The sequence below is a fragment of the Aeoliella straminimaris genome, assembly GCF_024054565.1.
Taxonomy (GTDB): domain Bacteria; phylum Planctomycetota; class Planctomycetia; order Pirellulales; family Lacipirellulaceae; genus Aeoliella; species Aeoliella straminimaris.
Genome location: NZ_JAMXLR010000081.1, coordinates 1 through 18,822, shown reverse-complemented (window position 1 = coordinate 18,822; position 18,822 = coordinate 1). Strand labels below are relative to the sequence as shown.

General features: G+C 55.4%; 12 protein-coding genes. 11 read left to right on the top strand and 1 reads right to left on the bottom strand.

Annotated elements, in window-relative coordinates:
• Positions 1–263: 263 nt before the first annotated feature.
• On the bottom strand, positions 264–1,043 hold the full coding sequence (locus tag NG895_RS23890; RefSeq protein WP_252855064.1) for a sialate O-acetylesterase: 780 nt from the start codon (positions 1,041–1,043) through the stop codon (positions 264–266).
• A gap of 257 nt (positions 1,044–1,300) precedes the next feature.
• On the opposite strand from NG895_RS23890, the gene NG895_RS23885 reads away from it, so the two are divergent.
• From NG895_RS23885 to NG895_RS23830, 11 genes are all read left to right on the top strand, one after another.
• Positions 1,301–1,831, top strand: coding sequence for a sigma-70 family RNA polymerase sigma factor (locus NG895_RS23885; RefSeq protein WP_252855063.1), 531 nt, complete (start codon positions 1,301–1,303; stop codon positions 1,829–1,831).
• The gene (locus tag NG895_RS23880) at positions 1,828–3,585 is read left to right on the top strand and encodes a LamG domain-containing protein (RefSeq protein WP_252855062.1); all 1,758 of its coding nucleotides are present in this window, start codon (positions 1,828–1,830) and stop codon (positions 3,583–3,585) included. The genes NG895_RS23885 and NG895_RS23880 overlap by 4 nt, the downstream gene beginning before the upstream one ends.
• A 73-nt stretch (positions 3,586–3,658) precedes the next feature.
• The gene (locus NG895_RS23875) at positions 3,659–4,333 is read left to right on the top strand and encodes a hypothetical protein (protein WP_252855061.1); all 675 of its coding nucleotides are present in this window, start codon (positions 3,659–3,661) and stop codon (positions 4,331–4,333) included.
• Between the two features lie 84 nt (positions 4,334–4,417).
• Complete coding sequence (locus tag NG895_RS23870) at positions 4,418–5,473, top strand: DUF1559 family PulG-like putative transporter (RefSeq protein ID WP_252855060.1); 1,056 nt, start codon at positions 4,418–4,420, stop codon at positions 5,471–5,473.
• 83 nt (positions 5,474–5,556) lie between these two features.
• Complete coding sequence (locus NG895_RS23865) at positions 5,557–5,979, top strand: hypothetical protein (RefSeq protein WP_252855059.1); 423 nt, start codon at positions 5,557–5,559, stop codon at positions 5,977–5,979.
• A 54-nt stretch (positions 5,980–6,033) separates the two neighbouring features.
• Positions 6,034–10,191, top strand: coding sequence for a PEP-CTERM sorting domain-containing protein (locus NG895_RS23860; RefSeq protein ID WP_252855058.1), 4,158 nt, complete (start codon positions 6,034–6,036; stop codon positions 10,189–10,191).
• Between the two features lie 79 nt (positions 10,192–10,270).
• The gene (locus NG895_RS23850; RefSeq protein ID WP_261361769.1) at positions 10,271–11,287 is read left to right on the top strand and encodes a DUF1559 domain-containing protein; all 1,017 of its coding nucleotides are present in this window, start codon (positions 10,271–10,273) and stop codon (positions 11,285–11,287) included.
• 241 nt (positions 11,288–11,528) lie between these two features.
• The gene (locus NG895_RS23845; protein WP_252855057.1) at positions 11,529–11,786 is read left to right on the top strand and encodes a hypothetical protein; all 258 of its coding nucleotides are present in this window, start codon (positions 11,529–11,531) and stop codon (positions 11,784–11,786) included.
• 93 nt (positions 11,787–11,879) lie between these two features.
• Complete coding sequence (locus tag NG895_RS23840) at positions 11,880–13,547, top strand: BNR-4 repeat-containing protein (protein ID WP_252855056.1); 1,668 nt, start codon at positions 11,880–11,882, stop codon at positions 13,545–13,547.
• Positions 13,548–13,657: 110 nt separating this feature from the next.
• Positions 13,658–16,396, top strand: a complete 2,739-nt coding sequence (locus NG895_RS23835; protein ID WP_252855055.1) for a DUF5703 domain-containing protein — start codon at positions 13,658–13,660, stop codon at positions 16,394–16,396.
• Between the two features lie 135 nt (positions 16,397–16,531).
• Positions 16,532–18,574: a glycoside hydrolase family 97 protein gene (locus NG895_RS23830; protein ID WP_341871477.1), complete on the top strand. Its 2,043-nt coding sequence runs from the start codon at positions 16,532–16,534 to the stop codon at positions 18,572–18,574.
• Positions 18,575–18,822 lie beyond the last annotated feature (248 nt).

Here is an 18,822-nt window from a genome sequence, read left to right as displayed (position 1 = left end):
CTGCAGCCAACTCGCATCGGTGTCAAATCTCGGAGGCCACCTCTGCGAGTTTGGAGGAGGCGCAACTTGCTGGTGTTGGTCCATCCGCGGCAAGTTGACAATTAACTAAAGTTACAGCCGCAAAGGGCCTCCAACAACACCGCGTGCGAGTTCAAATCGCTTGCTCAGGTCAGCAAACGCCGCCCTTTTCTTAGCTGCGCGGACTAATTTGATCTCAAAACCCACGCGGTCTCGACTCCGCTATATCGGATTATTGCGCCGATTTATTTGTCGCCCTGAAGCAGGTCGACCATTGCTTTGCCCATCCCCAACCCCACGTTCATATAAGTCTTGGCATTGCCGCCGTAGTGGGCGTTGGAGCTGTAGCCCATGCTCAGCGGATTGGTATACACAGTGGCGACATCGCCCTGTAAATCGGGATACTTTTCGGCATCGCTGATCGCCAGTTGGGCTTCGAGCAGGTACTTCTCATTCTCCTTGGCGTTCTCCTTGCTGGTCTGGCCAAGCGTAGCGCAAACAAACTTGGCGTCGGGAACGTCGAACTCCTCCCGCAAAGCGAGGATCAGTTTCACGAGGTTCTTCTCATACATCGCAGCGTGGCCTGCGTTGTAGCGGTCCTTGTCGCCCTGCCACCAGAAAAAGCCTGCCACCTCGTACTCTTTGGCCCCAGGATAGTACTTGTCGAGGTTATTGAGTACGTCCTTGGCGCGGGCGACGTCGCCAGCGTATTGGAGGCCGGCTGTCCAGTCGATGGGCTTCGGCTCAGTTCCTTTCTCCCAGCGCAGCGGCGACTGTCCGTAACCCGCGTAGACGTAAGTCTTGCCATCTTTCGGGTCGGTAAACTCATAGGACGACGATCCGGGCGGGAGCAAGTCCCAGCCAAGGCTGCGGTTGCCGATCGAGCTCTTGAGAATCAGCACGGGCTCCTCGAGCGCGTTGCCAAGATGATGGCCGATTCCGATCTCGATTCCGATATTGCCGCCGGAGACGGTTAACCAGTCGTTGCGTTTAACGCTGGTCGTGCCGGGGCCGCCGCTGCCCATCAGCCGGTAGCTTCCGCAATCCGTGGGCCGGGGCGCTCCCTCGTTTGAAATGCACCTTACGGGCGAAGTGGGGAAGTCCTCAAAATACGAAGACAGGGCACCTCTGGAAGCTGGCCAGGATGGTGTTTTTGTGTTTATTTGGGAATTGTTGCCGAATTTCAGCTGCAAGTCTGGTTTGAGTATAGGGAGCAAGACAGGCGTGTCTCTTTTCGGCTTGCATACTCGCAAATATATGGAGAAGGGAATTCAGACCAGATATGACTAGTAGCGAGCCCACACATGACGAGTTTGTCGATCTCCTCTCAAAGCACTCCAAGCGAATCTACACCTATGTTCGCACCTTGGTTCTCAATGACGAGAACGATGCAGAAGAGGTGTTTCAAAGTACTTGCGCGGCAGCGTGGTCAAAGTTTTGTCAGTTCGAGAAGGGCACTAATTTCGGTGCATGGGCTTGCAAAATCGCCTACTACGAGGTCTTGCGACAACGAGAATCTAGACGACGGATCCAATTTTTCAGCGAAGAGGTGCTTGCGAGCCTAGCAGATGAGGCCATGCCGATTGCAGAGAGGGTGCAAGAGCGGAGAGAGGCTTTGGCGGAGTGTGTTGAGAAGCTAGGCAGTGAAGATGTCAGGATGATTGAGTCTCGTTACTTCCACTTGGTCCGACCCAAGCAGATTGCCGAGCAAATGGGCAAATCTGTCGATACGGTATATCGTGAGCTGCGACGCATCAACCACCAGCTGTTGTGCTGTGTAGAAGGCGCCCTGGATAGGGAGGCAAAGCGATGAGCATTCCGCAACATATCCTGAGGGAAGTACGCACGCTCATTCTCACTATTGATGCAGGAGAGTCGACGGAAACGGATCAGCGCCGCTTTACCAAGCTTTTGGCTAAGTACCCGGAGGCGATGGCTGAGACGGCACGATTGCTGGATCAGCAAGCGGCATTAGCGGATGCCGGTCGGAGCAAGGCAAAGACCAAGTTCCCCTTGGCACTGTACGCGTCTACGGCAGTCAGCAAGCATCTCAACCAGAGCCCGTCTCAGCGCGAGAAACCAACCTTCTGGCGGCTAATGCCTGCGATCGCAGCATGCCTGTTGTTAACTCACCTTGCAGCGGTCGGGTTAACTTGGATCGCCCTAAGTTCAACTGACGGAGATCCCGATCAGTCCATGGCATCCAACGCAAATGCCCCAGATTATGTTCAAGACTCAACCAATGGAGAGTTGATATCAGCGGCGCCCAGGTTGGTTGCTATGACCGGCTGTGTTTGGGACGATGGGGAAACAGGGCAGCTTCAGCTTGGGAAGAAGCTCGGAGAAGGCGAGGTGCTCAATCTGCTAGAAGGCATTGTGGCTCTCGAGTTCGGGCAGGCAGAGAACGAAGCCCAGGCGAAAGTCCGAGTAGAGGGGCCTGCACGGCTGTTCATCCGCCGCGATGGGTTGTTAGAGTTGAACTCTGGCAAGCTGACGGCGGATGTTCACTGGCACGGTGGTGCATTCACGATAGCCACCGCCGAAGGGACGATTGCGATCTCAGACGCCGCGTCGATTGGCGTGGTTGCGACAAGTGAACGCAGTGAAGTGCACGTCTTTCATGGTGGTGTCGAATTGTCGGCGCTATGGATGCAGGGAAACGAGCCTATAGTACAGCTTGCTGAAGGGGAAGCTGTGGCGTTGTTGGGCGATAGGTTGGGTGAGCCGGCGACGGTTCACTTCGAGGCTTCAGCTTCGTCTTTTGCCTGGTCGCAATCGATGGCGTTCGATCGCTTGGATTTCGGCCACGCATATCGAGATGCGATTCTGGAGTCCAAACCTGATGTGTACTGGCGATTCGAGGATGGTGACGACGCAGTGGAAAACGAAGGCCGATTGGAAGGCTTTACCGGATATGTCAGCGGCTCGGTAAGCTGGTACAACACGCTCGAGAATCGAGCCCTGGAATTTGGTCTTACGGAAACTCCGGGTTTGCTCGTAAGCCGAGCCACCTGGCCTACTGAAGATTTGGATAATTACACCGTCCAGTTCTGGGTCAAACCAAGCCACTACCACAAGGGAGCGTTGCTGGGTTTGGTTGGGGATACTCTGCCTGATGGACGGTGTCCCCACAGCCTGCTTTTGGAGCTAAGTGGCCTTCAGGAGGGCTTTGATCAGTATGTCACACCCAACGCCTTGCGATTCGTCCACCGTTCTCCCGCGTCTGTCTTGCCCGAGGATGGTGCTCATTGCTCCAGTGAGTCCCCCTACTCCGTGCGTCAGTGGCAGCAGGTTGTTGCTCGAAAAATGGGCTCGCGGCTCGAACTGTTCTGCAACGCCGAAAAAGTGGCGTCAGCAGAGAACAGCAAGCCACTGCCGGTTGGGAACCGAGTTCTTATCGGGCAGGTCTACCCCGTATTCATAAAAGCTTCCCGGGGCATTGCCCACCGGCCTTTTGTGGGCCAGATCGATGAGGTATCGCTGTACGGCCGAGCCCTGTCGGACAAGGAAATACGCCGCCACTACGAGTTGGGCAGGCAATCGCCACCGGATGGAGATTCCATGTAAGCATCCCACATCACTTCGTTGAGTTACCCTCTTTGTTGCTTCTCTGGTTTTGTTAACTTTGGAGATTGCTGTAATGAGACATGTCGCCCTCTTATCCTTGATGTCGATGGTCATGGCGCTAGCCATGGGTGTTGGCGCCGTCGCCTCGGCGGCCATTATCGGGACTTTTGTTCCGGCAGTGGATGGTGTGAATTCGTTCCAGTCCTCTGATGGCGTCAGTGACTTTTCGAGCACGACCGCCACCGCGGGGCTTTGGCACGACCGCCCAGGCACGTTTGATATTGTCGGTCTAGCATCGCCACAGAGCGGTGCCTACCAAGGCCAGAACAAAACTGGCGGCGCACAAACTCACAATGAAGTCGTTACCACAATCACTGGCCTGGACGTGGGCTCCATGTACAGCATCGACATCGTTTATGGAATCAACCCAGCGGCCAGCTCCGGCAGTCAAGACATCGATGCCGGCTTTGCTTCCGGCAGCTTGACTACGCTTACGGAAGCTGGCGGCACGCTGACGGGCGACAACCTGATGGCTAGTGGCTGGGTTGCCGCTCAGCAGAACATCGGAACGGCGATTGCCGACAGCAATGGCGAGATCAAAGTCTACGTCGGCGCGACGCTCAATGCCGAGCGTTCCGTCTACAACGGATTGGCTTACGTCCCTGTTCCTGAACCCACCGGCATCACGCTATTAGCCATTTGCTTGGGTGGGGCAGCCGTGTCCCTGCGGCGCAAACCGGACCTGTAATGGTTGAGACAGAAAGCCGATGGCTAAAGCCGTCGGCATCTTTTCCCAACTCGGTGTTTCTTTCCTTAGCCAGGATTCGGATCGATGGATAGAACTCTGAATGACTCGAGCGTTGTCAGCAATCAGGCAAAGGCCACTTGTTCGTGCCGGGAGTACCACCGACCCTACGGCTTCACTCTCGTAGAACTGCTGGTGGTGATCGCCATCATTGGCATTCTGGTGGCCCTCTTGCTGCCAGCCGTTCAAGCAGCCCGGGAGGCAGCCCGGAGGACTACCTGTACGAACCATCTCAAGCAAATCGGCCTCGCGCTGCTTAACTACGAGTCAACTAACAAGACGTTTCCGGCAGGTGGCCAAATCAAGGTACCCGAGTTCTGCCAAGGTGATTGCCGCGGCTATCCCATGTACGTTTCGATCATGCCGTACTTGGAAGAAGTGACAGCAGGGGATCTCTTTGATACATATGGGGCCGCGGGCGGATGGCTCGTCTTCTACCAGAGGGCGCTGGACAACCCCGGTGGTCCAGAAGCCCAGTTAATCGAGACAGAATTCATCGTCTATAAATGTCCCAGCCGTACCGAATGGCAAGGCGTGAGTGCGCGTCGTGACTACTTCGGCGTCGCAGGTGGCAAGACTCGATTCGCGCACGGCTGGCGTGGCGACGTCTTCTTCGATGGAGTCTATCACATCGCCGAAGAAGGCATTCCCACGCGCCGCGTCATCGACGGCACGTCGAATACATTAGCGGTCGGCGAAAGTGTGCACTTCGCACGATGGGGACTCGGCGATGGCTACGGCGACGGCAAAATTGGTGGTCCAGTTGCATGGTATCACGGAGGTGCCTGCGCACCTGGAACGAACGCATGCGCCAAAGGCCGCGAATCTCACGGGCGTGCACTGCGGACGACGAAGTATCCACTGAACTTCGAATTCGTACAGGCATTCGGAGAAGTTAAGCCTGATCAATCCAATGAAGTCCCGTTTGGAAGCGAACATCCAGGCGGAGCACTATTCGCCTACGTCGACGGGCACGTGGACTTGGTGCAAGAAGACATCGACATGAACACGTACCAGACGCTTTCTACGTTCGCCGGTGGTGACATAGAAGGCGTTGTGGAGCAGGAAGCGGGACGTCGCTGATGGTAACTGGATATGGAACATCTCGAATGAACGCAAGCTGCAAAGCTCGCACTACTCTAGGCTCCCTTGTGGTACTTCTCTGCGTGACCACATCCGGATGTGGTGACGGCAAGCCGGAAACAGCTGTTGTTACGGGCACCGTGAGCTATCAGGGGAAGCCGCTGCCGGAAGGGCAGATTGCGTTCTATCCGGAGATAGGACGAATGGCCGCCGGTCCCATCGCCGCGGATGGCACTTACACCCTGACGACCTTCGAGGCAGGCGATGGAGCGCTGGTAGGTAAGCATACCGTGACCATTACTGCCAAACGAGTGACCGGGGGTATGCCGGAAGCAAAGTCGTTTGAAGAAGAAATCCGCATGGCATCGGATCCGAAATCTGGATCAGCAAACGACGTGAGGGTCACTTGGCTGGCCCCCGCGAAGTATGCCGAACGGAAAACCACTCCCCTTCAGCGTGAAGTGAAGGCGGGGAGTAACGTTTTGGATTTCGACTTGACGGATTGATCCATTAGAGAAACTACCGATTCGAACCCCTTTTCTGTCGTGGAGAAACTCCTGATGAAGAATCTGCCTAGTTCGCTACGAAAAGCCTTTCTGACATCTATCACATGTTGTGGGATCTTGCTGAGCGTCGCGTCGAGCAACGCCGCAACATTCAGTCTCAATCTACCTGGATTGGGCGACCTCACCATGGTCGAGGCCGACCCATTCAAGGATGGCGACACGCCTGGCAATACGCTTAGAGCCGTTTCGCCTGGGGACTTCTGGGCTACGAACACCGGCACTACCAGCGACAATCTGTGGAACGAGCGGGCCTATGCCGCGTTCAACACTGGTTATCCTTCACTCGCCGGGGCAACGGATCGCACTTTCGAAGTTTCCGGAGCGGACCGGACGAACGCGCCTGAGGTACAAATGACCGTTAATGGTCTTGCACCTGCAAAATATGAGGTGTTTCTTGTCCACACTCTTCGCATCGATGGAGATCCGGCGAATGCGGGAGTCGTGGCGGCACTCAATGATACAGTCGCATCAGGTGGGACAAACTATGGAAACAATAACGTCACCGAACTCCTGGAAGGCTCTGCCGGCGCTTGGGGAACGGCCTTTTCGAGCCTTGGTGTTACAGATAGCGGCGCGACTGAATTCACAATGAACGTAGCCGGTACAACGGCTTTTGGTCGCGGCCACATCGTTGGCGCGGCGTACAGAGTATCAACGACGCCGCTCTTCGAGGCATCCATCGACCGAGACACTGGGATTTTGACGATCAGTAATTCTGGCGGCGGTCCCGGTTCAATCATTGGCTATTCGTTTACTTCCGCCATCGGTGCGCTCGACCAATCGAATTGGGAAACGATTGCCAGCCGTGACGTTGACGGCGACCAAACGGTCGATCCTGACGACAAGTGGACAAAGCTGACTGCGACAGGAGTTTACACCGATTTGAGCGAATCGCAACTTGGCGGTCCTGGCCCCGGAGATGGTGTTACGCTGTCCGGAAATGGCGGTTCATTGACTCTGGGCAATGCTTGGATCAAGAACCCCGTGGAGGATGTCAATCTGGAAATCCTGCTGCCTGGTGGCGAGGAAATAATACCCATCACTTTCACCGGCAACGGCGGAAGTTCCTTCTTGTTCGGCGATCTCAATTTCCAAGACGGCATTACCCCAGCCGACTGGATTATCTATCGAGATGCATTCCAATCCACCTTGTCTGGATCGACTCCCCTCGAGAACTATCCCGAAGGCGACTTGGATGGCGACGGTGATAATGACTGGGACGACTTTGACTTGTTCAAAACCACCTACAACAACGCCAACGGCGCCGGATCTTTTGAGCTGATGGTTAGTAGCGTTCCCGAACCGGGCACAATAGTCCTGCTGGCACTCGTAGCCCCGGTGGGACTCTTGGCGCTTCGATCCAGAAAACGAATCTCCCGCGAAGGAATTGCCTCATCCCCACAAGACCACTCTACAACCATGAGCACCATGCAGAAACAGCTTTACTCCCTTAACAGCTTGACAATGGCAGCGGTCATCGCTGTTGCGACCATGGACACCACTTCCGCCAACACGTTCGATGCGACCATTGGTTCGACGGATGTCACCATTGTCGAGGTCGACCCGTTCAAAGATGGTGACACACCTGGCAATACTGTGAGGGCGGATGACAGCGGCACGTTTTGGGCTTCAACTGATACTTCCAACTCGGATGGTCTATGGCGCGAAAGAGAGTACTCCCCATTCTTCACTGGTTACCCCGATTTGGCTGGTGCAACCGATAGGACTTATGAAGTGGGGAACCCCGATTCGTCCAACGCACCCGCCCTACGGACTACGGTAAATGGCTTGGCCCCGGGCCTGTACGAAGTTTTTGAAGTCTACACCACGCGTGAAGACTCGAACGCAGATGACGGACGCATTCAAGCCGTGTTAAACGATGATGTGCTTACCAACGGCGTGGTATACAACTGGGAAAACAGAAGTGACAATATGCTTAACATTCAGGGCGTGTGGACCACTTCTATTGCGAGCCTGGGGTTGACGCCGGCCGCTTCGACCAGCTTCTACGTCGAGGCTGTTGGGGCACCAGGCTTCCGCAGTCATCACTTTGCCGTGGCCTACAGGGAGATCGCTCAGTTGACTCTGGAGGTCAACACCACCAACGGCACCTTAACGATTGCCAATAAGAGTGGTTCGCCGATCGAAATCGACGGATACGAGATCACCAGCGACGCCGGCTCGCTGAATTTCGGGAACTGGAATAGTCTGCAAGATAAGGATTACGAAGGCAGCGGCGCTCCCGGAGATGGTATGGGCTTTGAAGAGTTGGGCACACCCAGCAACCACTCACTCAATGAGGCGATTCTCACATCCAGCTACATCTTTGTGGATACGGAGTCTGTGAGTTTAGGTAGCGTCTTTGATTTGGGAACGCAGGACTTGGCATTCCGAGTTCGTACCCCGGCCGGCACGTTCATCCCTGGATTGATCGAGGAAGTGACCACGGTAGCTGTATCAGGCGACTACAACAGCGACGGCGTAGTAAACATCGCCGACTACACGGTATGGCGCAACAATCTGGGGGCGAGCATTTCGCTCCCAAACGAAGGATCGGGTGTTACTCCCGGTATGGTCACCGTGGAGGATTACACCTACTGGAAGAGCCGCTTCGGAGCAACGTCAGCAAGCGGCAGTTTGGCGGCTTCCTCCATCCCAGAACCGTCGGCATTCATCCTACTGCTCGCAGCCTGCGGTGGTGGCGTGCTTGCGGGACGCCATCGAAAGGGAAGCGGAAAAGTGAAACAGACAAATACGACAAGTCGATTAAGTGTGGCAGGCGCCCTCCTAATCGCATGCGTCGCTTGGGCGGTTGTGGGCAGCACCGCCCAGGCGGCGGTTTATAATGACCGCGTCTACCAGTTCGGCGACGATCCAGATGAAGACGCCGCCAACGCACCCGGTGGAGTCGTTGGAACCGGCCCGGGAAGTGTAGGTAATACTGGGTACACGATCGACAGCGGAAACCCAGGCGATCTCTCTGGTTCCTACTTAGACTTGCAGGCGATGGGCAGCCCCGTCTACGTCGACGTGAGCACGCTTGGCACTGGCCGGACGGGTCGCGGTATTCTTTTCGATGGAACGGACGACATGCTTGAAGGTGATCCCCTAAATCGGCCAGACGAAATGGCAGGGCCGACCCCTGTGGGGGCGGGACCTCTGGTTTCGGACTATCCCTACAACTACGACAATATCACCGCCCGCGGCGCTCAAATGTGGGTCTATCCCGATGCGAGTAAAGTGGGAGTCACGCGGCAAGTGATCCTAATGGATACTATTGCAGCCGGTGGCGTGGCCATCACGGCTGATGGAAAGTGGACCCAAATCAACGATGGACACGCGAACGACACTGACATTCCAGCGTCAGTATCAGTTGTCGGCGATCAGTGGTACCACGTCATGCATCACGTTCACCCGTCGGGTAGCACCGGGGCACCAAAGGTTATCTCCGGCAGCGATCTTGGATTCACCGGTGTCGTCTACGTTAATGGCGTCGCGGTGTCGGCGAACAACGACACGCCTAATCCGGGAGACCTCACGGCCGGTAGCCGTGTTGGTGAGTTGTCCGTGGGCGCTGCGGAGCTATCGGGAGATGGCCAGACTCCCGTCTATGGCGAGTACTTCCAAGGGGCTATTGATGAATTGGAGATGTATGTATTCGGTGATAATTCCGATATTACTGGAACCCCCTCGGGGGACGATTATGGCTCCTTCGATCTATTCACCGACAACGAGTGGATCAGAAACGCCATCCTGAATGATTCCAACCTAAATGGAATCTTGAAGGCGGGCGACGTCAACCGCGATGGATTCGTCAGCGGCGATGGTACGGGACCCTCCGCGTCTGACGATGTCACTGCGTTCGTCGACGGCTGGTTGTCCCAAAATGTACTAGTTGGAGCCCACCGGAGCGTCACCGTCGGCGACTGGAACACGTGGGGGCAAGGCGATCTGAATCTGGACGGTCGGACGTCGCTGGCTGATGCCTTGATTCTGCACAACGAATTACTCGCGGCTGGCGCCGCCGGCCTGGACTTTGGTTTGCTTGCTGGTGAAACCGTAGTGCCAGAGCCGTCGGCAGTGACGTTGATTGCCCTTGCCTTGATCTCGATGGCAGCCGTCCAGCGTCGGTACGGTTCAGCGAAGAATTAGTGCCGTACTTATTGCCGGCTGCTTCTGCAAACTGCGGTAGGTTAGCGGCTTGTTCAACTTACACAAGGAGTTTTGAAAGATGCGTCGAAGTTCGTTTATAAATGCTGGCGCTCGCATCAAAAGCCGGGGGGGATTTACGCTCGTCGAGTTGCTAGTCGTCATCGCTATCATTGGCATTCTCGTGGCATTGCTCCTGCCAGCCGTTCAGTCAGCGCGCGAGGCTGCCCGACGAATACAATGTGCGAACAACATAAAGCAGCTGGCGCTTGCTTTACACACTTACCATGATACCCATGAGGAACTTCCTTATGGAAACCCTTGGCGCGGTGCTGGGCCAGTGCTCGAACCCGGGTCTTGGGCAACGCTCATTTTGCCGCATATTGAGCAGGAGAATCTGTTCGACGCGTTTGATTTCACTAAGACACTAGACCAACCTGTCAACGAAGGTCCAGTAACCACGTTGGTGGAGGGCTTTACTTGCCCTAGCGACGAGTATTCTAGTCAGGGCGTAATGGGTGCTCGTTGCAGTTGCTGTGGTAGTGGCTCACCGAGTCGCTCGATGGCCTTGTGGTACACAGCTTCAGCAGGACCTGTGCAAACGGGCCCCAACTGTCGCTTCTGCTCACGGGACCAACCTTACTGTTGCCAGGGCAAACAGTACGGCCAGGACGGCGAGGGACCAGGGATGTTCTATCGTGATCCGGAGACGGTCCAGTTTCGTGAGGTTACCGATGGTCTTAGCAAGACGATTATGCTCGGAGAGACTTTGCCCAATCAGAATATGCACAACGCGGCTTATTCCGTGAATATGTCGATCGGTGTAACCAATGTGCCTCTTAATCTGATGATGGAAGAACATGAGTTGCCTCGCCCAGAATTGTCGGACGGCGAAAATCACAGCATCAACGCACACGAAAGGGGTTTGGGCTACAAGAGCATGCACCCCGGTGGTGTCCAGTTCGCTATGGGCGACGGCAGTGTGCATCTAATTCAGGAGACACTCGACTTCCAACTCTATAACCAAATGGGAACGAAAGCGGGAGGAGAGATCGAAGGGGTTAAGGAAGTTTCCGGTGAATCGGGAGGACGTCGCTGAAGACGGGCACTGTGTGCCGTCTGGCCTGTAAAAGCCTATGACAAACTGTAAGTATTCTAGTCAATCACACAATTGCCGACCCTCGGTTCTGTTATCCTGCCTGGTGGCGTGCATTCTGCTGAGTCTCTGTTCCGGATGTAACCGGAACGGCCTTCCGGAGACGATTCCCGTCTCGGGCACCGTTACGTTTAACGGTACGCCCCCTCCGAAGTCAGGCCAGATCACGTTCTTGCCGAAGGAAATGGCAGAAGGACTGCCGAAGCGGCCCGCCTGGGCGCAGTTCGACCAAGACGGACGTTACGAGGCAAGGTCGTTCTCCAAGGCGGGAGGAATCATGCCGGGCACTTACGAGGTGCAAATCGACTGTTGGAAGACCCTTCCCGACGAGGCGACCGGCAGGCCCGGTCAAAGCTACGTACCCAAGGATTGGGTGGCCGAACTCGTCGTCCCCAGTGACTCCAGCGGTCCCATCGTCGCGGATTACGACGTGACCCCGTGAATGACGTACTCACCCTGAACAATCATAAAGAACTTGCGGCAGAGAAAGGCACTTAGCGTGAGAATTGCATTCTACTTATGTTGTGGGGCAACGATGTTGATGTTGCTGCACTCTAAAGCGGACGCAGCGACGCCCGAGGGCATGGTCGTACTTAATAATGACGGGTTCTGGTGTTGGTTTCAGGACGAAAGAGCGATCATCCACAATGGCTACTTGATCGTTGGATCTACCGCTGCTGGAGTCTCTGATCCACTTCGTCAAAGCGACGTCGACGCGGTTTCTCTGAATCTTTCTACTGGAGAGTTGCAGCTTAACGAACTGCAAGATCGCTTTAACGGCGAAAAGAACCAACCCTACGACGACCACAACACACCAGCGTTTAGCGTACGTCCCGACGGCCGTTTGCTGGCCGTATGGACCGGCCACTATGGAGACACGCTGGTGCACACTCGTGTTACCACCGATCCCAAGGATCCAAATTCGTGGGGGCCAATGCAGACGTTCAATGTTGGTTCGCCACTGACTTATTCCAATCCCCATTATTTGAGCAGTGAGAACGGTGGAAACGGCCGCTACTACAACTTCACACGTTCACACATCACCCCCCAGTACGTCTACTCAGACGACTTGGGAGAAACCTGGAGTAATGGCAACAACTTGGTCGGAGGCGACCGACCTTACATCAAGTTCGCTTCGAACGGCGCGGACGAGATCCACTTCTTGGTGAATGACGGCCACCCTCGCTGGACCGAGAATAACAGTGTGTATCACGGTTACTACAAAGACGGCAGTCTTCATGCGTCGGATGGAACGGTCATCAGCTCGCTAAGCCAGGGACTCGGTACGTCATCCGAGGCGACTCTCGTTTATCAGGGCGACGCTATCAACCGCTCGTGGGTAACCGACCTTGCTCTCGACTCAACTGGCAAGCCAGTCGGTGTCTTTAGCGTGCAAGTCGAGGCCGATGGACACAACAATCTAGGTAGCAAGGGAGATCCTGGCGAGGGCCTCGATCACCGTTACTACTACGGTCGCTGGGATGGCAGCCAGTGGCAGGTCAATGAGATGGCGTATGCGGGCACACGGTTGTTCGCCGCCGAGATTGGCGAAGATGATTACACCGGCTTGATCGCGATTGATCCCAACGACGTTGATACTGTCTACATATCGACAAATTCCAACCCTCTTACTGGCACTCAACTTGTTAGCAATGCTGACAACCAGCGGCACTTTGAAATATTCAAAGGCGTCACAAGCGACATGGGCCAGACATGGACTTGGACGGCGATCACTGAGAACTCAAGTGTCGATAACATTCGGCCAATTGTGCCCAAATGGGACGATCAGCATACCGCACTCCTTTGGGCACGTGGAAAAGCCATCAGCTCCGCGAATTACGACCTGGATATTGTCGGTATCATCTCTGGGGTCGATTCTGTGTTTGGTCTTCTAAATGGAGTTGCGGGAGACGTTAACCAGGATGCCGCCGTCGACATAATGGACTGGCTCGTGTACCGCGAGAACTTTCAATCAGACACTTCTGGCCTATCGTTGTATGATAGATATCGCCAGGGTGATGTGAATCAGGACGGAGTCAACGACTGGACCGACTTCGGCCTATTCAAGAAAGCTTACGACGCAGCCAACGGTGCTGGAGCATTCGAGTCGATGACCTCTCATGTTCCTGAACCTTCGGCTGCAGCGCACGGAGCTTGGCTGTTAGTTTTCGCTAGATTCCTCCTGGCAAATGTGGGGGAGTAGCCGTTCGATCGGCATACCCCATATAAGTCCGCCGTCCGAAGGTTACTTACCGTTGCCCCCACGTCAAGAACGCTCGAATCGGCAAGAATATCGCAACTTAGGAAGTCTCTATGCACCGGCAATTGAAACTCGAAGGTGTCCGCCGTGCGCTGAGCCAAGTCGCCCTCTCGGTCGTAATCGCGGTGACCTTCAACTTCATCCCTACTGCATGGTCCGGAGAGGTGGGGAACGCCAACGTGGTATGGTCATCGCCCAGTTCCGATTCCGCAGGCTCTATGCCGCTGGGTAACGGCGACATTGGTATCAACGCCTGGGTCGATCCGAACGGCGACCTGCTGATGTACGTCGGCAAGACGGACGCTTGGAGCGAGAACGCACGCCTACTCAAGCTTGGATTGATTCGTGTGAGTGGCCTGCTTAGTCCCGGCGAGACATTCCGCCAAGAGTTTGATCTCCGCAATGCTAGTATTAAGATCAACGCCGGTGAGGGAGCGGATGCCACCTCACTTTCACTGTGGGTGGACGCCAACAACCCAGCTGTTCAGATACAGGCGGAGAGTCAATCGGATCGGACCATCGAAGTGAGGTTCGAGCCGTGGCGAACTGCCGATCGACAATTGACCTCCGCCGAAATCCACAGCGCCTATGGTTTGCAAGGTGCCAATCCTAATCCGGTCATTGTGACAGCGGATACAGTAGTCGGTGGGCAATCGAATCGTATTGAATGGTACCACCGCAATGAATCTTCGATTTGGTCGCAAAACCTGCAGACGGTCGACTTGGATCCCAACAACACAGTCGGTACCGATCCTCTGCTGCATAATACCTTCGGTGCGGCAATCAGGGGAGCCAATCTCACCAACATTGACAATACCACGCTCCGTTCGTCAGTTCCGTCCACCACGCATTCCATTACGATCCACCCACTGACATCTCAGACTGCCACTGCCAATGAGTGGCAACAGCAACTCGACACACAGATTGCTCAGACCGAGAGCACTGAACTTGAAGCGCGGCAGATGGCCCATAGCCAGTGGTGGAATGAGTTCAACAATCGCAGCTACATCCGAGTCAGCGGCAGCGACGCCGCGGAAACCGTTTCGCAGGGCTACGCCTTGCAACGGGCTATGAACGCATTCTCTGGTCGCGGTGGCTCGCCGATCAAGTTTAATGGCTCGATCTTCGTCGTCGACACCTACAATCGCACCGTAGCCGGCTCCAGCGGCCTTGATGCCGACTACCGCCGCTGGGGTGGCCCCTATTGGTGGCAAAACACCCGGCTGCCCTACTGGTCGATGGCGGCGAGCGGCGACGTGGAGCAGATGATGCCACTGTTCGATATGTACCTCGAAGCGTTACCACTGGCGAAGGAGAGCGTCCAGGCTTACTGGGGACACGATGGTGTCTACTTCCCGGAAACGGTGTATCTGTGGGGCACACCAACCAGTGCTAACTATGGCTGGCCTGGCGAGCGAGGAAGTTTGCCGGCGGGTACGACACTGAATAACTACATTCGCTACGAATGGCAAGGCGGTATCGAACTGAGCGCCATGATGCTCGAAGCTTACAACATTACCCGTGATGATCAATTCCTACAGGACAAACTGCTTCCAATTGCCGAATCGGTCGTCACGTTTTACGACCAGCATTATGGCCGCGATGCCAATGGCAAGCTTGAGCTGAGCGGCGATGCGCAGGTGCTTGAAACGTGGTGGGAGGCGACGAATCCCCTGCCCGAGGTCGCCGGCTTGCATTTTGTGTTGGGGAAACTGCTCGATCTCCCTCTGAGCGAAACAACTCAAACGCAACGCGAACAATGGACGCGCCTGCTGGGGGAACTTCCCGAGATACCTACTCGCACGGTGGGCGACACGGTGATCTTCTCCCCTGGCGAGACATTCGCCGACAAGCACAACTCCGAAAACGGCGAATTGTACGGTGTGTTCCCCTACCTCATCTCGGGCGTCGGGAAAGACAACCTCCAGATGGGGATCGACACCTATAACAATCGCTACCACACGAACAACAGCGGTTGGTCTCAAGATGTGATCCAGGCGGTCCTGCTGGGCTTGACAGATCAGGCGAAGTCGCAGGTGATTGCCCGATACGCGGCAAGCGATCCTGGCAGCCGCTTTCCAGGATTCTACGGCCCAAACTTCGATTGGTTGCCTGATCAGGATCACCCTAGCGTGGCCAACATCGCCCTACAGAAGATGATTCTCCAAGTCGATGGAGATGAAGTCGAGTTATTTCCCGCCTGGCCATCAGACTGGGACGTCGAGTTCAAGCTGCATGGCCCGGCAGGCCAGGTATTTATGGGGGCTTATGCCAACGGTGAGGTTCTGTGGATGGATCCGACGTTGGACGGGAGACTGGATGACGAAGATATCGCGTTGATCAATGCAAACCTCGGTTACGATAGCGGTACTGCTGTTGGTGATGTGCAATCGCTAACTCGAGGAGATGTAAATCTCGACGGTCGGGTGGATACTGCCGACAAAGATGCCGTGGAGCTAGGGATCGTGACCATTGTGCCGGGGGATTTTGACCAAAACGGTGTCGTGAACACACTAGATTGGATCACCTTTCGAGATAGCTTTGGAGCCGACCTTTCGGAGCTATCGTTTGTCGAGAAGTACTTGCGCGGCGACATGAACTTCGACGGCGTTAACGACTGGGCCGATTTCGACCTGTTCAAGGCCGCCTATAATAATGCCAACGGAACCGGTGCCTTTAACTCTATGTTGGTGACCGTGCCGGAACCTGCGACGCACATCATCGCGATGCTTGGTGCCTTGGGGATTCGGTATGCCGTTTCCGCGAACAACCACTTCCATGCCGAGAGGTGATTGACTGGCCAGATGCTGAGGGCGATAAAGACGATGCTACCTGGCAACACGACCCGTTAGCAGCACTCGTAACCCTCCGCCTCCAGAAGGTGAACACGCACCCGCTGGAGTTCCCTCACCACGGGAAGACTCGCCATGAATTTATCGTCCGTGGGAAGAGTAATGAGGCTCCCTCGAGTGGTTTCTACTTCTGCATCTGGCCTGCTGCTAGTTGCTTCCCTGGTGTCGCCGAGCAAGGCAAACACGAAGCAGACGCCAACAGTCAAGAGTCCCGACGGCCAAGTCGTGGTTCTCTTAGGACTGGAGGAAGGAATTCCACACTGGTCACTGAGTTACAGGAGCACCGTCCTACTGGACGAAGGGCGCCTCGGGATAGAACCCACAGATTCGCCGCTTGTCTCCCTGCACACGGTGGAACTTGTGCAGCACTCTAACCAAGAAACCGTTGCCACACTATGGGGCAAGACGGACCACTACAACAACAACTTCAACCAAGTTACTTGGACATTGGAAGAGTTGCTCGGCAAACGGCGAAAGTTGAACGTGGTCTTTCGCGTGTATAACGACGGGGTGGCTGTTCGTTATGAGTTTCCGCAGGACGGTAATTGGCCAGAGAGGATTCCGCTGACAACAGACTTGACCGAATTCCGTTTCGCGCATGACTCCACGGCCTGGAGCTACAACGGCGAACACAGTCCAGTTGGACCGCAGAGTTTAAGCCGCTTCCACGAACGCGAGAGCGTAGCCCCGCCGTTAACTATCCAGCGCAATTCGCAGACGTATATGGCCATTCTCGAAGCGGCCGTGTTCGAGCAGGCTCCCTTTCGTTTGGTTCCAGATCGAAGCAGACCACTCACTTTTCGCGCGGAGTTTGACCGATCGAATCTCAAGCCGGGGGGAGTAACGTCCTGGCGGGTGGTGCTGCTAGGTGACCATCCGGGGGACCTGCTCGTTGCCCCCCTCATTTATTGCCTGAATCCACCCTGTCGAATCACCGAAACGGACTGGATCGAGCCCGGGCTTGCTTTGTGGGATTGGCGAGTTTGGGGGGCTCGCACCCCAGACGGTTTCACCTATGGACTGGACATGGCAAGCTGGCGGCGGCTGATCAACTTCGCCTCGCAATCCCGTGTGCGTTATGTCCTACTGGACGCCAACTGGTATGGCCCCGAATTCGATCCGCAGTCCGACCCGCGGACGAGTCGCGACCATCTGGTGATTCAGCCGGATTCGAGAAAACCGGAGGTCATACGCAAGCCGGCTCCGGCAGACTGGCAGGATCCGGTTGATATCCCGTCGCTGATACGCTACGCCAAACAGCATCACGTGGGCGTCATTCTCTACATCAACGACGTTGCCCGACACAATTTCCCTTTTGAGGAAACGCTGGAACTGTATCACGAGTGGGGTGCTGCGGGCATCAAGTACGGCTTCATGAAATCGAAGGGACAGCAAAAGGTGCTAGACACGCGAGAAATCGTGGAACTTTGTGCCAAGCACCAGCTGTTGTGCGACTTTCATGATGGCCCAATTGGTCCTTCCGGCGACGAGCGCACCTTTCCAAACTTTTTGGCCAGAGAATTCTGCCACGCCCAGTCCGATGCTATGCGGTCCTTTGGTCCCACTGACTTCTGCAAGACTGTGTTTGTGAACATGCTCGCGGGTCCGCTCGACATGAATAATGGCCTATTCTCCTTGACAGACGCTCAGTTCGACAGACCCCGCATTTTCACCGAGGTTAAATCGACGGTTGTGGCCGAGACGGCCAGGGTGCTTATTACCTATTCCGGCTTGGCCATTCTTCCTGACGCCCCCGAAGCTTACCAGGAGAAAGCCGACCTGTTCGACTTTATTCGGCGACTGCCCATGACTTGGGACGAGACCCATATTCTGAGTGGCGAAATCGGCAGCCATATCGCGACCGCCAGAAGAAGCGGCACGACTTGGTACGTAGGTACGGTAACGAACGAGCAAGCAAGAACGTTGCCGATTGCGTTAGATTTTCTGCTGCCCAACAAGAATTATACCGCGACGCTTTACGAAGATGCAGCGGACACGCACTACGAAAGTAACCGAGAAGCCTATCGCGTTCATAAGAGGTCAGTTACCGCTCAGGATGTGATGCAGATTCATCTGGCTCGAGGTGGAGGACACTGCATGCTGCTCGAACTTCGGTAGTCACTTAGAGTAGATGGCAAGGAGCTATTTGGCTGTTGACACAACCTCGATATTTCCCGCGGACGAGTAGGTTTCGTCAACGTAAACGGCAAGTAGGCAGTAGCAGCACAACCGAAATGGCTCGCCTTCCTGACGACGGACCATGCCATCTAAATGCGCTAGAGCGCATGCACTACTAGAAAGGCTCTAGGCCCAAGGGGAGCCTTGTTGGGTATACAACAGCATATGCCCGCGGCTCGTCCCAGATA

Coding starts and splice junctions, on each gene's coding strand:
- NG895_RS23890 (WP_252855064.1), bottom strand. CDS start 1,043: ATGGGCAGCGGCGGCCCCGGCACGACCAGCGTTAAACGCAACGACTGG.
- NG895_RS23885 (WP_252855063.1), top strand. CDS start 1,301: ATGACTAGTAGCGAGCCCACACATGACGAGTTTGTCGATCTCCTCTCA.
- NG895_RS23880 (WP_252855062.1), top strand. CDS start 1,828: ATGAGCATTCCGCAACATATCCTGAGGGAAGTACGCACGCTCATTCTC.
- NG895_RS23875 (WP_252855061.1), top strand. CDS start 3,659: ATGAGACATGTCGCCCTCTTATCCTTGATGTCGATGGTCATGGCGCTA.
- NG895_RS23870 (WP_252855060.1), top strand. CDS start 4,418: ATGGATAGAACTCTGAATGACTCGAGCGTTGTCAGCAATCAGGCAAAG.
- NG895_RS23860 (WP_252855058.1), top strand. CDS start 6,034: ATGAAGAATCTGCCTAGTTCGCTACGAAAAGCCTTTCTGACATCTATC.
- NG895_RS23850 (WP_261361769.1), top strand. CDS start 10,271: ATGCGTCGAAGTTCGTTTATAAATGCTGGCGCTCGCATCAAAAGCCGG.
- NG895_RS23845 (WP_252855057.1), top strand. CDS start 11,529: ATGGCAGAAGGACTGCCGAAGCGGCCCGCCTGGGCGCAGTTCGACCAA.
- NG895_RS23840 (WP_252855056.1), top strand. CDS start 11,880: ATGTTGATGTTGCTGCACTCTAAAGCGGACGCAGCGACGCCCGAGGGC.
- NG895_RS23835 (WP_252855055.1), top strand. CDS start 13,658: ATGCACCGGCAATTGAAACTCGAAGGTGTCCGCCGTGCGCTGAGCCAA.
- NG895_RS23830 (WP_341871477.1), top strand. CDS start 16,532: ATGAATTTATCGTCCGTGGGAAGAGTAATGAGGCTCCCTCGAGTGGTT.